The organism is Arenibacter catalasegens (genome assembly GCF_002909235.1).
GTDB lineage: Bacteria > Bacteroidota > Bacteroidia > Flavobacteriales > Flavobacteriaceae > Arenibacter > Arenibacter catalasegens.
Genome location: NZ_PHQQ01000002.1, coordinates 30,606 through 46,771, shown reverse-complemented (window position 1 = coordinate 46,771; position 16,166 = coordinate 30,606). Strand labels below are relative to the sequence as shown.

The 16,166-nt window shown below is 39.4% G+C and carries 9 protein-coding genes; 8 read left to right on the top strand and 1 reads right to left on the bottom strand.

Features of this window, described 5'->3' with window-relative positions:
* Positions 1 to 11: 11 nt before the first annotated feature.
* Positions 12 to 1,304, bottom strand: coding sequence for a hypothetical protein (locus tag CWD90_RS02060; protein ID WP_205161189.1), 1,293 nt, complete (start codon positions 1,302 to 1,304; stop codon positions 12 to 14).
* 302 nt (positions 1,305 to 1,606) lie between these two features.
* On the opposite strand from CWD90_RS02060, the gene CWD90_RS23555 reads away from it, so the two are divergent.
* The 8 genes from CWD90_RS23555 to CWD90_RS02020 all read left to right on the top strand — a co-directional run bounded on the left by CWD90_RS23555 (position 1,607) and on the right by CWD90_RS02020 (position 15,823).
* Entirely contained in the window at positions 1,607 to 2,557 is a 951-nt protein-coding gene (locus tag CWD90_RS23555; RefSeq protein ID WP_103474277.1) for a PKD domain-containing protein, read from the top strand.
* Between the two features lie 50 nt (positions 2,558 to 2,607).
* Positions 2,608 to 6,009, top strand: coding sequence for a SusC/RagA family TonB-linked outer membrane protein (locus tag CWD90_RS02050; protein WP_103474276.1), 3,402 nt, complete (start codon positions 2,608 to 2,610; stop codon positions 6,007 to 6,009).
* A gap of 17 nt (positions 6,010 to 6,026) precedes the next feature.
* Positions 6,027 to 7,682 (top strand): SusD/RagB family nutrient-binding outer membrane lipoprotein, encoded by a 1,656-nt coding sequence (locus CWD90_RS02045; RefSeq protein ID WP_205161188.1) that lies wholly within the window; start codon positions 6,027 to 6,029, stop codon positions 7,680 to 7,682.
* Between the two features lie 121 nt (positions 7,683 to 7,803).
* Positions 7,804 to 8,925 carry a metallophosphoesterase family protein gene (locus CWD90_RS02040; protein ID WP_103474274.1) on the top strand — a complete coding sequence of 374 codons (1,122 nt, stop codon included), beginning with the start codon at positions 7,804 to 7,806 and terminating at the stop codon, positions 8,923 to 8,925.
* Positions 8,926 to 8,939: 14 nt separating this feature from the next.
* Entirely contained in the window at positions 8,940 to 10,211 is a 1,272-nt protein-coding gene (locus CWD90_RS02035; protein ID WP_103474273.1) for a hypothetical protein, read from the top strand.
* A gap of 17 nt (positions 10,212 to 10,228) precedes the next feature.
* Complete coding sequence (locus tag CWD90_RS02030) at positions 10,229 to 10,885, top strand: hypothetical protein (protein ID WP_103474272.1); 657 nt, start codon at positions 10,229 to 10,231, stop codon at positions 10,883 to 10,885.
* A gap of 318 nt (positions 10,886 to 11,203) precedes the next feature.
* Entirely contained in the window at positions 11,204 to 14,332 is a 3,129-nt protein-coding gene (locus tag CWD90_RS02025) for a SusC/RagA family TonB-linked outer membrane protein (protein ID WP_103474271.1), read from the top strand.
* Between the two features lie 45 nt (positions 14,333 to 14,377).
* Positions 14,378 to 15,823, top strand: a complete 1,446-nt coding sequence (locus CWD90_RS02020) for a RagB/SusD family nutrient uptake outer membrane protein (protein ID WP_103474270.1) — start codon at positions 14,378 to 14,380, stop codon at positions 15,821 to 15,823.
* The last annotated feature ends 343 nt before the right edge of the window (positions 15,824 to 16,166 follow it).

Here is a 16,166-nt window from a genome sequence, read left to right as displayed (position 1 = left end):
TAGCAATTATTTTACTTCTTGGGTTTTGGATTGTTTTTAATTAGGGTCAAAAGTTCATTGATGAGGATTTCTCCTGTTTTTTCCCCTAGGCTGGTGCGACTTACATATTCATATCTTTTAAAACTGTTGAAATCTTCCTTGGTCAATATATACCCAAAGGCATCGTTGGTCAATCCAAAAAGGAAAGGATGTTCTGTAGGCATATTTCGTTTTAAATAATATCCTATATTGGGTAGGGCTTCCCCGGGAATGGTCAGTATTTGGGCCGATCCAATATTTATAAGGTTAAGGGTGGTACTAATACTACTCTCAGAATTCCCCATTTTTAAAGGCGAATTATTAAAAATGTATCGCATCATTTCGGAATCTATAGGGAATTCGGCCTGTTTGGAGGTGCAGTAAAGTTCAGGATTCTCCTGGATATTGGCAGCTGATAAGATTCTTAAGGCCTCATCTGCCAACAAATTTCCGATGCGGTTGCATTCTTCCCAATCATAGGCCTCAGCATTGTTGTCCAGCCTATTGTCTGCAGTGACCATTCCTCCCTGGGCACTATTCATAAAAACTGCCATCCCGCCGGTCTTGGCCTCAATTCTATCGTATAGTGGTCCAATAAGATCAGGGCTCAAAATTCCACGATCGCTGCCTATTACTTCCGGATGTATGGCATAGTTTACCAGAGTAACAATTGGCTGGTCTTTATTTTTTCCTCTGGTACCCAAGGCTTGTATTACCCCACATCTTGGATCGTATAATTCTGGAGCGTAATAATTGTAGGCTATTTTGCCCTTGGCTTCCCCAACTGCTATTTTTAGCTTGGCGGGTTCTAAATTTTTTGAAGCTTCATTCACCGCATCTGCAATTTGGTTTACGCACCAATCAAGGTATTCTAAATCTGCTGCAAAATTGCCTTTTTCGTCCGGAAAAGCATAGGCATCTGGAGCGCTATGGGTATGTGTTGCTCCTATTAATATATTATTGAAAGGTATGTCCTTGATCAATTTTCGTGATTTATTTCCAAGCGCTGCTGGCCATCCCAAATTGTCGATATTAACAATCGCTATTTTTTCTTCCCCCTTTTCTATCACCATGGCCCTAACGTATAGTTCTCCTTTTTTTTCAATAGCGGGCTTGGGAGTTCCTACACCGCCAGAAACCGGAATTAATGGGTTGGGAGTAATTATACGTTTGGCCGCACCCACCTTTAGTTGTTGTGAATGGACATTTAGGGAAACTAGAAAGAAAAATGGAATAAGTAAAAATATCAATTTCGCCTTACATAAGACGTAAGATTTTTTTTTCATAAATCTTCACATTTAAATGTTAAAAATGCTCTTATTATGCATGCATAAAAGATAATAAGAATATTGACTTATTTCACAAAATTATATTTAATTTATTAAATCGAGGGTTAATATTTAATGCATATTTAATAATATATCTGAATTGTATTGAAAAATTTAAATATATTTTTGATAAAAGTGTAATTAAATGGTTCTAATATTAACGTATTGTTAACTGGGGTCATCAAGTTGGGAACAAGATTCAGGTAATTAGTAATATTTAACCCTTGATTACATAAAAAACTAACTTAAAACTATTATTTATGACTAAAAAAAATCTAATACTGCTGTATGGAGTTTTGTTTTCAATGATGCTGTCCCTGTCTTCTTGTAGTTCAGATGATAGTGGTAGTTCGGAAATTATTCCACTTTCCGCTGATATTTTTCAGAGTACGGTAGGAAAGAAAGTAGCCTTCCAAGGGTTGACCAATAACGCGACCTCTTGGTTGTGGGATTTTGGTGATGGGGTTACAAGTACAGAAAAGAACCCGGTACATGTCTTCACAGAAGGAGGATATTACAACGCGAAGTTGACAGCTACTGCTGCAGATGGAAGTTCTGTAAGCAAGGAAATTAGTCTGGCGGTAGATTTAACACCTTATATATTACTTACTGGAGGGCCAACGGCTACCAATGGTAAAACATGGAGGATATCTAGTGGACATTCAGATGGTGATTATTTTGCCAATGCAGATGCAGGTTTAACGCCTTATGCTGCAGCTCCCACACCACTTCCAGCAGGCATATTGGGAGCAGGTTTAGGATTGGGTGAAGTTTACCAGGATGAATATACTTTTCATTTTGATGGGAGTTATTCCATGGATATAAAGGATGGGGCTGCATTTAGTGGTCTGGTCTATCAATTTTTGACCACAGGTGGTGCGGGAATTAAAAATCCTAGTTCGAACCAAGATTTTGGTTTGTGTACCGGATTCTTTACCCCCGAGCCAAATTCAACTTTCACCTATGAGGAAAGTGCGGATTTAACGGTGTCATCTGTATATGGCCCCGGCGGAGCTATGACCTATAGTGGGGTTAGTACATTGGAATTTTCAGGTGACATGTTTTTTGGAATGATAGATTATGAGCGAAGGGTGATTATTAAGGAGGTTAAGGATAATACAATGAAGGCAATCATGTTTATATCTGCCTCTCCGGATTTTGCGCCACTTAATACCCACGCTCTTGTGCTTACTTTTGAGGTCGTGAAATAAGCAGTTATGTGGAAATTCAATCAAAAAAAATAACTAACTAAAATAATTCTATGAACACATATTTAAAAAATAAAATACAGAGGTTGGGGCAATTGTTCTTGCTGATGCTAGTTGTTGGTACAACCTCTGTAATGGCCCAATCCGCACAACATACGGTATCGGGTAATTTAACATCCTCCGAAGATGGTATGCCTTTACCAGGGGTCAGTATCGTTTTAAAAGGAACCACTCAGGGTGTATCTTCTGATTTTGATGGAAACTATAGTATTAATGTCCCCAATGGAAATGGGGTATTGGTGTTTACTTATATAGGTTTTGAAGCCCAAGAGGCGGCGGTTAATGGAAGAACTTCCATTAATATTGTCATGGATCCAAGTGCAGAGGCCTTAGATGAGGTGGTAGTAACTGCTTTAGGTATTAAACGGGCGGACAAATCTTTGGGTTATTCCGTAGAAAATGTAGGAGGTGAAGAACTTACTAGGGTTGCTCAAGAGAACGTGTTAAATTCTTTATCCGGTAAGGTAGCGGGTGTTACCCTAAACTCTACAGGAGGTACGGGTTCTTCTGTAAGTATGGTAATAAGGGGGGCTATTTCCTTGAGTTCTGACAACCAACCTTTATTTGTTGTTGATGGGGTGCCCATAGCCAACTCGGTAAACAATGTTGGTGGTTTTGGTAGCGACAACCGCGTGGATTATGGAAACGCCATTTCGGATTTAGATCCGGAGAGCATAGAAAATGTAAGTATCCTTAAAGGACCAAGTGCCGCTGCTTTGTATGGCTCGCGAGCTGGTAACGGGGTTGTGTTGATTACTACAAAAAAGGCAAACGAGAAAGAAAAGATGAAAGTCTCCTTCACATCCAATACGGTTTTTGATGTTCCTTATAAATATTTGGAGCAACAAACTCGTTTTGCCTCCGGTTATTTTTCATTTTCCCCTGAATCCCAAGGTGGTAGTAATATTATGCCGCCAGTTGCTCTTTCTGGAGGAAATTCAGGACCTGAGTTAGATCGTGGTTATTTTGCGGTACAATGGAATGCGCCCTTGGATGCCAATGGCACGCCTATCCCTACTGAACTAAAATCGTATCCTAATAACATCAAGAATTTTGTGCAGACCGGTATCACTACTACCAATAGTTTAACGGTAACCAATAGTACAAAGGCAGTTAACTATAGAATGGGAGTTACCAATATGGAAAATACAGGGCTGGTTCCTAACTCTGACGTAAATAGAAACAGTTTTTCCTTGTCGGCTTCGTCCAATTTAAACGATAAATTGGAAATAAGTACCAATGTCAATGTAGTGCATAGTTTTGCCGATAACAGACCTGCCTCAAATAGGGGGGCAAATCCTTTACAATGGGCTTATGCCATGCCTGCAAATATCGACATCCTGAAAATTAAAGATTACGATTTGCCCGGTACCGATGTGCTTAGTGTTTCGGAGGATTACAATAACCCATACTTTTTGGCCAATGAGATAAACAACAGTTTTTCCAGGTACAGAATTTTCGGTAATATGGCGTTGGATTGGAAAATTTCTCCCTCATTTAACATTAGAACAAGTTATAATTTAAATAGCTCCAATGAGACACAAGAAACCAAAATGTCGCCTGGTTATAGTGCGGAATCCAACAATGGTACCTATGGTATTTCCAAAACAGATGGGGTAGAGACCAACGTGGATCTATTGGCAACCTTTAAAAAGGAATTGGGTGATTTTGATATGTCCATTTCTGGAGGCGGTAATTTAATGTATCAAAAAGGTTCCGGTATAAGCAATTCGGCCGCATCTAGGGTGGGACTTATAGTTCCAGACCTCTTTACCATAAAGAATATAGCCCCTACCGCTTTGGTATACTCCAGTTACTTAAGTGAAAGAGCAATAAATAGTGTTTATGGTCTTGCTAATTTTGGATTTAAGGATATGTTGTATTTGGACGTTACTGCCAGGAACGATTGGTCAAGTACACTGCCTATAGATAATCGCTCGTATTTCTATCCATCCGCTTCCTTGAGTTTCTTGGTGAGCGAGTTGGTAGATATTCCTAAGGTGGACCTTTTTAAACTTAGGGGTGGTTGGGCCAGAGTTGGTAACGACACCAGTCCATATCAGTTAGGTGCTTATTATAATAACGCAGGGCAATGGAATAATGCTATCCTTTACAGTGCATCTGGAGGTTTAAGTACGCCAACCTTGGAGCCTGAAGAGGCTACCTCAAAAGAATTTGGGGTGGATCTAACCATGTTTAACAATAGGTTCCGTTTTGAGGGAACTTATTACACCGTGGAAAATAAAAATCAAATTGTACCAAGCGTACCTATCCCAGGATCATCTGGTTATAGCAGCGTAAGTATAAATGCCGGAGTCTTGGAAAGTAAAGGTTATGAACTTTCCTTAGGATTTACACCGATTAGAACTGAAAATTGGAACTGGGATTTAAATCTAAATTACACAACCAATGAATCTCAGATAAAGGCCCTTGCCGACGGTGTGGATTACATTGAGTTTTGGAGCGAGAACAAAAGTGTTTCTAGAGGCTACGTAGCCAATGCGGCCACTGGGGAAGATGGCTTGGTAGGAAACCTATATTCTCCTAAGATCAAAAGGGTTACCGATACCAGTTCACCTTATTTTGGATATCCTTTATTGGGTGAAGGTGAGGATGCTGAATGGTTGGCCGAGGATGAAAGGGTAAAAGTGGGTAACTATAATCCAGATTTTGTTATGGGATTACAGTCTAGTTTCTCCTACAAGAATTTTTCCTTGAACATGACCTTCGACTGGCGTTCCGGTGGGCAATATATGTCACAAACCTCCAGATATATGACGGAAGATGGGTATAGTCAACAATTGCTGGATAATTTGATTAATCCAGGAATTGGCCAAACTGGTCCAGAATTGAAACAATGGGTGCTGGACAATGCAGATCTTTTAATTTTCGGTGAAAATTTTATCTCTATCGGTGGCCCTCCAGGTGATGGTGGATTTCCAGAAGCATTGGGAGGTAGCGTTGTTTATGACGGTGTTTTCAATGCTGGTGTAGTGGGTTTTCATGATGAAAATGGTAATTTTATCTTGGAAAATGAAAATTTAGGTCTGGATGGCACAAATTTTATTCCGTTTTCCGTGGCTAATGCATGGGATTTTGGAACGCCCCATATGTTTGATGCCGACTATATAAAATTAAGGGAGATATCACTAGGATACGACTTGCCACGTAAGTTTGTGGAAAGGGCAGGTTTGGATAATGTAAACGTATCCGTGTATAGTAGGAACATTATGTTATGGACCAAAGATTCCGCTTTTGGAGTAGATCCGGAAAGGGCGTATCAGGCTGAATCTGGACAAGATAAACGCGGTACACAATTTAAGCAGGGTATAGAGCGCTACAATGTGGATCCATGGGTTGTTCCAGTAGGTTTTAAAATTGGTATAACATTTTAATAAAAAAAACTAAGATCATGATGTATCAAATAAAAAGTAAATTGGCCATATTGGTTTTGGGACTCACCGTTTTGGTTTCTTGCCACGGTCTGGAGGACTTAAATGAAAACCCAAATCAGATTGGCTCAGAAAATGTAGATCCCAACCTGTTGGTGCCCACGGTAATCAGTGGAGCTGCCAAAACTACTTTGGGATTGGGCTTTGGGGATATTGCCGGAGTTATGCAGCATACCCAAAAAGATGGTTGGTCCAGTGGACATAATGCATACGACTGGAGCAATGATTCCCACAGTTGGAATGGATACTACAGTCTGTTGACCAATAATAAGACCCTAATAGAAAAAGCCGAAGCCGATAATTTGGAATTTCATAAGGGAGTTGGTTTGGTTATGAAAGCCTATTTGTTTGGGATGATTACCGATTTATGGGGAGATGCTCCCTATTCCGAGGCCCTAAGGGGAGATGAAGGTGCAGAGTTTTTTGACGCTGCCTTTGATAATCAAAGGGATATTTATTTGGGTATTTTGGCCGATTTAAGTGAGGCTAATACACTTTTGTCCAAGAGCCAGAGCGCATATTTCAGTATTCAGGCAAATCAAGACGTTCTCTACGCAGGGAATGTTTCCAAATGGAGAAAATTCGCTAATTCATTGGCGCTGAGGTATTATATGCGTATATCTTCTAAAGAAGCTACATTGGCCGAAGAAGGCATTAGAAGAATTACATCCAATGCCGGACAATATCCATTGATTTTGAATGCCGCCGACGATGCCGCCATGTCCTATGTAGGTAATACTGGGAACGATTCCTGGCCTACTAATACCAAGTTCGACACAGATTCACAGGGAGCGTATTTCAGAATAAAAATGGCAGAAACTTTGGTAGATGTATTAAAGGAGTTAGATGATCCCCGTTTAGGTGTATGGGCCAACAAAGTTGGGATACCCTTGGTTTTGGACGTAGGAGCTCCAAATGGCACTGATTATATGTTGAATGGGGAGCGACATGTTTCCCAGGATATCGTGGATGCCTATGAAGCAATTGTTAAGGTTCCTGTAAACTACTCCAAGGATTATATTGGCTTGCCAACAGCTATTACATTAGGTCCAGCGTATAATTTAAAGGAGGAATTTAAACAAGGGTCTTATAACCCATATGTTTCCCAGTTAAATAATATTTATAAAGCCGCTAGTGGTCCGTTATTGAAAGCTCGTTTACTTTCTGCGGCCGAGGTTCATTTTATTATGGCGGAAGCAGCTCTCAAAGGATGGGTGAGCGGTGGTCCTGAGGCCCATTATAACCAAGGTATTAAGCAGTCCTTGGAAGCTTGGGGTGTTGGTGGCCAGTATGACAGTTACATAGCTGGAGCTGCCTATGGAGGATTGGAAGATATCATGGAGCAAAAATGGATAGCTAGTTGGTCTGCGGCCACAGAATCTTGGTTTGACTATAGAAGAACGGGGCTTCCTAATTTGCAAACTGGACAGGCTTCCAAACGCGATGCATTGCCGCTGAGATTTTACTATCATATAAATGAAACTGATACCAATTCTGAAAATGCCGACGCGGCCATTCAGAAATTGGAAACCACTCCATTTAAAGGAGAAGATACCAGTAATAACAGTGCATGGTCCAAAATGTGGTTATTACAAGGTACAGGAAAACCGTATTAACAGTAATTATTTGAGTTAGTTTAGCAGCTATTTTTAAGGAGGCATTCCGTAAGGACTGCCTCTTTTTATTATATTTTTTCAAACATCGGATTAAAAGTTCCGAACTTTAAATTTTAAAATCATGCAAAAAGTATTTTTCTTATCTCTTTTATTTATCAGTTTCATAGGTGTTTCACAAGAAAAAGATAAAATTGCCTTTGGCCCATATATTCAGCAAATGGGGACCAAAGATGCTACTGTATGCTGGTCTACTTTAGAAAGTGCTCCAACAATTACCGATAAGGATGGCAACGTTAAAACAATAGGGGAGTATAAGCACCATAAAATTCATTTAGGAGGGTTGGAGCCCAATACCGAATATAAATATGATGTACTTAATGATGGTTCTGATGAAGGTAAAGGTACATTGACCACCTATCCGGATAAAATAATGCCTTTTAATTTTGCGGTTACCGGGGACTCCAGAAACAGGCACGATGTACATGCGAAAATAGTGGCCAAAATTATGGAAACTAACCCACGGTTTATCATCAATTCAGGAGATTTGGTGGCCAATGGCAGATCTATTAGTGATTGGGAAGCTTTTTTTGGGGTGAACAAGGAGCTAATGAGAAGTACACCTTACTATCCTGTATTGGGCAATCACGAAAAGGATTCTCCCTATTATTATGATTTATTCGATCTTCCCAACAATGAAAAGTACTACTATTTCACTGTTGGTGATGCCCTCTTTATAGTTTTGGATAGTGAGGGGAAGCAAATTTCGGAACCGGAATTTGTCTCTGAAAAGAATAGTGACGCTTTTTGGCAAAGTGCCTTTTCGGAGTATTTTAATACCCAAAAAAAATGGTTGGATAACGTTTTGGATTTAAATAAGGAAGCGGGTTTTGTTTTTATTTTTCAGCATAAACCTTTGTATAGTGCCATGAAAAATAGAAAGGCCGAGGCCGAACAGACTCGTAAGTTTTGGGGCGATATTTTTGAAAGACACAATGTACAAGTATTTTTCAATGGGCATGATCATCATTACCATCGTGCTTTTAAGAACGGAGTGCATTATATAACTTCAGCCGGGGCCGGAGCACCCTTGTACGATATTGATTTTGATCTTCCAGAGACTAAAAAATCCAGTAAAATTGAGCATTTTGTAAATGTACAGATTGACAAGAAAAAGGCCTATTTGAATGTTACGGATATAAATGGAAACGAAATTGAGACCATTGAGATAAAAAGAAGAAAATAATCTAGGGCAAAGTCATGAAAATCAATAAAATAGGAATGCCAATATTGATCGTAGCAATGGCACTCGCTACAGCATGGGCTATACGGGGTCAGTTTGGACATGAACAAGGTGCCGCCTGGGCAGGCGCAATTGGAGGACTTGCCCTGGTACTCGTTTCAGGGCGAAAGGATTGGTATAACAAGATGATGCTAGTTGCTTTGGCTTCGGCAGTAGGTTGGGGAGCTGGAGGCATGATCAGTTATGGAGTGGTGGTTGGTTATGGTTTTGCCGATAACTTTATCAATGCCTACTACGGTCTTGGAATGCTCTTCGTTATTGGCGGCCTGTTCGGATTATTAGGTGGAGGTCTAGTTGGCTTAACTTTAGATTCTACAGAAAGTAATAGGGTTAAATGGGGGCAATTGCTATCTATGATGGTTGCTGGCGGACTAGTAAGCTACTATTTTTTAGTGGAGCAAATTGGCTTTAAAATGACCCCACCGCGATCAGAGGCTTGGGCCCTGTGTTTTGGAGCTGGTTTGGCCATGTTGTGGTATATGGCCAAGGAAAAAAGAAACTCCGCTATTAGAGTAGCATTATTCTCTATGTTGGGTGGAGGTATTGGTTTTAGCTTTGGTAATTTTTTACAGGTTCTGGGAAATACATGGGAAATACCGTTTAACATGTGGAATGTTATGGAATACAGTATTGGGTTTTTCGGTGGATCTGGAATGGCCTATGGGGTATTTAGTTCCAAATGGCCTAAAGAAATTCCAAGTGCAAAAAAATGGGAAAACTGGTCTGCCTTTATCATTGTAGTGCTCTTTATTCCATTGATCGTTTATAGGGAATCTTTAACCTATGGTCATATTGCTAGACGTTTGGAGAGTTTGCCCAATATAGAATCTATTGCCTCAACCAGTACTTTAATGGTGCTCTTGGTTTTATGTGCAATGGTCATCACTATCTTTTGGAAATTTAAAAAAGAAGAATTCTCACAAAAAGACGTTTTGGTTACATTTTTTGCCATGCTTGTTGCATACACGTTTGTGAGCTATGCTGTAACGGGTATATTTGGAGGGGAAATGCACCTGAACCATCATCTTTATGTGTTAAATATTATAGTGATTTTCGCTTTGCTCCGATTCAAGAGCATACAATTTTCATTTGGAGATATTGATAGGTTGGACCTTAAAAAATGGCTTGTTTACTTGATAGCTGTACTTGTGGTAATCGCTATTTTGGCCTTAATAGCCATAAGCGTACATGGGGATTTGGGTGACAGGAATAGATTTCCTATTAATTAAATTGAGAATTGTTTTTTATGGTTGTAAGTGAACAAAGAAAATACATCAGGTTAATATGGACTGTTTTAGGTGTCTCCATGGGTTATGCTGTCTTGAGATACAATGTGGTGGGCACGGTAGCATGGAAAGATTTGCCCATATTTATTTTGAACAAAGGGGTGTCATTGGCAGCAATCGTATTGCTGGCCTTTAGTTTTTCAATTAGACCCCTAACCAATTTGGGAATGACCCATTTTAATTTGGGATTGGAAAGCAGAAAGGTACTGGGTATATCCGGTCTACTGTTGACCATATTTCATGTGCTCCTTAGTTTTTTGATTTTCAATCCTCAATATTATCCAAAGTTTTTTGAAGGAGATAATACGTTGTCTGTAATCGGGAATTTTAGTTTACTCAGCGGAATGGTAAGTTTTATGGTATTGGGGCTTTATCATTGGTGCTTTAGAAACCGAAGTAAGGGTAAAGAAATGCTAATAGAAATTATTACCTCAAAAATATTTTTATTAGGACTGCTATTTCTGTTGGGTGTACATCTTTTTTTTATGGGATACTCCTCTTGGTTTACACCTTCCAAATGGCAAGGTGGTTTGCCTCCAATAAGTTTGATTTCTTTTTTGGTGGTGCTTTTAGGATTTGTTCTAAATGTATTTGGTAGAAGGCCAAGGAAATCATAGATAATGAGCAGGATTCCCTAGCTGTATTTACCTGAATGGTACGAGTACTATACCAAATTCTTAATTGTTTAGAGCAGATACTAGGTTGTAAATAATGAAAATTTTTATTTGAAAATAGATATCGAATTCATCTTTTTATTACCTTCGAGTTATAATATTTGTAAAACTGCTGTAGTATAACTCAAAGTGATTTTATTGTTAAGAATAGGTAAATTCCTTTAGAGCACAAAAGATTTATTTATTTTAGCTTAAACGTTATACTAAATTCGAGTGCTATTAATAACAAGTATACTAATTAACCAACTAATTAAATTGTAGATGAAAAAACAAGAACACGTGGTATTTTCCTTTTTCTTACAAAGATGGAGGGATTTATCTTTTTTACCAAAATTGGAAATTAAGCACTTTCTGTTGCTTTCTACCCTTCTTTTTGGGATGGGTGTGGAGAATGGATGGGCCAATTTGTCCTATGCTCTGATTGATTACCCCCAAGATCCGGTTACAGTGCGGGGTAACATCACCGACTCACAGGGAACGCCGCTTTCAGGAGCATCCGTGCAGGAAAAAAATACCAGCAACGGGGCTGTTGCGGATTTTGATGGTAATTATGTCATTGAAGTAAGCTCTAGCAATGCCATATTGGTATTTTCCTATTTAGGGATGCAGACTTTAGAAAGAACCGTAGGACAGGACACCAATATCAATATTCAATTGGAAGAGGATGCCAATTTTTTGGATGAGGTGGTAGTTGTGGGTTATGGTACCACAGCAAAGAAAGACGTTACCGGAGCTATTTCCTCCATTAAGGGAGACGATTTCAAGAATCTACCAGTATCCGGAATTGATAAGGCCTTGCAAGGAAGAATGGCCGGTGTGCAAGTAGTGCCTAACGGAGGTGCGCCGGGTGGTTCTGTAGCCATAAGAATTCGTGGAACAGGTACGGTTAACAATTCGGAACCTTTATATGTTGTTGATGGAATACCAACAGCAAACATCAATGGAATTAACCCAAACGATATTGAGTCCATCCAGGTCTTGAAGGATGCCTCGGCTTCAGCTATTTATGGTACAAGGGCTGCGAACGGTGTTGTTATCGTAACTACCAGAAAAGGAAAATCAGGGGAAAAGCTGAACGTGAATGTTGATGTATATTCCGGTTTTTCCAATGTAGTAAAAACCCTTGACGTGTTGGATGCATCCACTCTGGCCGAAATAAAAAGGGAACGTTATGCCAATGATGGTATTCCAGTAAACCCAATTTGGCAAGATGCACAATATCAAACACAACTTACCAATTGGCAAGATGCCGTTTTTTCAACGGGAATGACCCAGAATGTTGATCTTAACATCAGCGGAGGAAACGATAATTCAACATTTTTGTTTGGTCTGGGTTATTACAATGAAGAAGGTATCATTGAGAGATCGGCAGCTGACAGGATAAGCTTGAGAATTAATTCTGACCATAAGGTAAAGAAGTGGTTAAAAATAGGTCAAACAATGTCTTTGTCCTCTAGGACCAACACTGGCTTCAATACTACTTCCGCCCAAAATGGATTAATTTGGAGCGCGATACGTTTTCATCCAGGTTTACCTATTAAGGATAGCAATGGTAATTATAGTTCCAATCAAATTAGTGGTGAGTTTGGGGATATCAATAATCCTCTTTTCGAAATTGAGAGACTGGATGCTGATGACCGTATAACACGGTTACTTACAAGTGTTTCACCTGAGATTTCGTTGACCAATGATTTAAAATTCAAGGCCAATTTTGCAATAGATGCCTTGGTCAGGGATAGAAGAAGTTTCAATTCACAGGTTTTAGATCAGATTAGGACTACTAATGAAAATAATGCCAATAGGAATTACGATGAAGAATTTTCCTTTTTAATGGAGTATTTTCTAACCTATGATAAAATATTTGGAGATCATAGAGTTGGATTTGTAGGGGGGTATACCCAGCAATCATTTGATTATCAAGGTTTTTCTGCGAGTTCGAAAAATTTACCGGATGAAGATCCTAGCCAACGCCTACTTAGTACTGGGGAGTTGAGCGGGAACAGCGAATACAAGGCGCATGATGGACTCGAATCTATTTTTGGAAGACTTAATTATTCTTATCTAGATAGATATTTATTAACGGCTACCGTAAGATCTGATGAATCTTCAAAATTCACTGAAGGAAACAGAACGGGTGTTTTTCCTGCCTTTTCTTTGGGCTGGAGAGTTTCTGAGGAATCCTTTTTTCATGTCCCTTTTATGGATAACTTAAAAGTTACCGGAGGCTGGGGAGAACTTGGTAACCAAAACATAGACAGACTCCAATACTTAGCAAGAATAAGTCGAGGGCAAAGATACTCCTTAGGCCTGGACGGCAGTGTTGATTTAGTTGGTGCCAATCAATCCAGTTTTGCCAATGAGGACATTAGCTGGGAAACGGTAAGGATGACCAACTTTGGTGTTGATATGGGTTTCTTGGATAACAAATTAACAACCAATTTCAACTATTTTATTAAGGATACGGACGATATGTTGCTTAGGCCGCCAGTAATTGGATCGCAAGGTAGTAATCCCTCCCCTTTCCTAAACATTGGAAAAGTTAGGAACAAAGGATTGGAAATGGAATTGAACTGGCAGGATTCCAAGGGCGACCTTGGATATAGCATAGGAGCCAATGCTTCATTTGTTAAAAATGAGGTAGTAAAATTGGTTAGTGGAACCTTTTTGGGAAGCCCATTATATGGTAGACCTAATCAAGAAATAGTGCGTACCTATGAAGGTAATCCAATTAGCACATTTTACGGATGGAGAGCTGATGGTCTTTTTCAAACTCAAGGAGATATAGACGCTCACGCGGTGCAGCCTGGAGCGCTTCCTGGTGATGTACGATTTAAGGATTTAAATAATGATAATGTTATAGACGATAAGGATAGGGAAATTATTGGAAGTCCTCACCCAGGTATGACTTATGGGATAAATGCAAGTGCAAATTATAAAGGCTTTGATCTAACCATGTTCTTTTTAGGAGTGGCTGGGGTTGAAATTTATAACGCAGATAGAATGCAGGGACTAGATGCCAGTTATCCTTTTAATTTGTATTCGGACATTACCGGGCGTTGGACAGGGCAAGGTACAAGTAATGAAATCCCTAGGGTTTCTACTTTACGTACTAATTTAAACCACAGAACATCGGATTTATTTATTGAAAAAGGAGATTTTTTTAGGCTAAAAAACCTTACTGTTGGATATACTATCCCTTCGGATATTACGGATAAAATTGGACTTTCAAGGCTTCGGTTCTATGTCACTGGACAAAATGTATTTACCATTACTGGTTATTCCGGGTATGATCCTGAATTAGGAATAACGGATGGGAATCAAATAAATGTGGATTTTGCACAATACCCTCAGGCAAGAACATATTTATTGGGCGCTAATATTGGTTTTTAATCCATTGGTATAGATTCAATTTAATAAATAGAAAACTTAAAAATCATGATAAAGATTATAAAAAACAGATACATATTGCCTCTAGCGTGTTTATCGCTATTGGTTGCCGGCTGTGATAAGAATATACTGGATACCACGGCTTATGGAGAATCTACTTCAGCAACGTTTTGGCGTAATGGGGAAGATGCAGTAGCAGCGGCAAATGCGATGTACACGCTTTTACGTGAGGAAGATTCCTATGGTCATAACGAAAATGTATTCGACAATTGTGCGGATGATATTTTTAGGGCTGGGGATCACGGTTATGAAGAAGCCATGGAGAATTTTACTATGGATGCCAGTAACAATGGTGTAAGAGCCGGCTGGAAAAATAAATACGAAATGATCAATAGGGCCAATGCGGTGCTTATTAATGTTCCGGGAATTGAGGGCATGGACGAAACCTTAAGGAATAGGGTTTTGGGAGAAGCACATTTCCTTAGGGCATTCGGATACTGGAGATTTTCGGTAATTTATGGTGGAGTTCCATTAATACTTGAGCAGAATATATTGGAAAGTAATTTTAATGTTCCAAAAGCTACTCTTTCAGAGGTACAGGCTCAAATAGAGACAGATTTAATTGCGGCCGTAGGTTTATTGCCACCCACCCATACCAGTGAAAATTTGGGAAGGCCAAATAAAGGGTCCGCTAATGGACTTTTAGCAAAACTGTATCTATATCAAGAAAATTTTGATGGCACCATTGCTGCTGGGACAGAGGTCATAAACGGCCCTTATCCTTTGGCAGATAACTTCAGGGATAATTTTACACCTGCTACAGAAAATAACCCAGAAATGCTCTTCGCAGCACAAGGATCTGATTGGTCGGATAACCCACAATATTTTGTAACTCCAAGACCATGGGGTGGATGGGATTTTCACAACCCGGTTCAAAATGTAGTAGATGAGTTTGAGGACGGAGATCCGCGCTTGGAGAATTCTATTTTTAAACCTGGTGATATGGTGCAAAGAGGCCCGGAATTAACAGAATTTACTGCGGATTTGACCCAGACCGGATTTAGCCTCTCTAAATTTACCACCTTTAATGACGATGGTAGTCTAAGCAACCAGGCCAATGTGCCAATTCTTAGGTCTGCCGATGTGTATTTGTTGGTAGCGGAAGCCAAGATTAGAAAAAGTGGTCTTGGAGCCGGGGATGGTGAAATTAATGTTGTTCGCGATAGGGTAGGATTGTTGCCGGTATCCAACGCAGGAATGCCGGAATTGATCCATGAGAGAAGGGTAGAATTAGTGGGCGAAAATCAACGTCATCAAGATCTTATGAGATGGGATAAGGCAGGAATTGTGGATATAGTTCAGATTTATGGTGAAGATAGAGGCCAATTTGACCCTGTAAGAGTCTTTACTAGGCCCAAAAATTATTACTTCCCTATTCCTCAGAACGAAATTGACCTTAGTAATGGGGTCTTAATACAAAATCCCGGTTATTAATTCCGTGAGGTGATAATTTTAGAATATGAATGGTTCTCGTAGGTTGGAATAAGGACAAACTTGAACGATTCAGTTGAAATTTTCTTAGTACTGACAGATTTTCTTTAAAGGGCAATTTAGCTTTTCAAAGTAAATCTGTCAGTACTTTTTAATAATAGACTAATGCTGATGGGAGAAGGTGCAAGGATTCAATATCTTATATTTGAGGCTTTTGATTGACCCTGATTCATGGCCTAAAAGCGCTAGGGTTGATACTATTTTAAGTAAATTGAAATTTATTTCACATTGGAATCATAGGTAAACCAATGCAAGGTTTAATGGCCAAGTCTTTTATAAAATAATA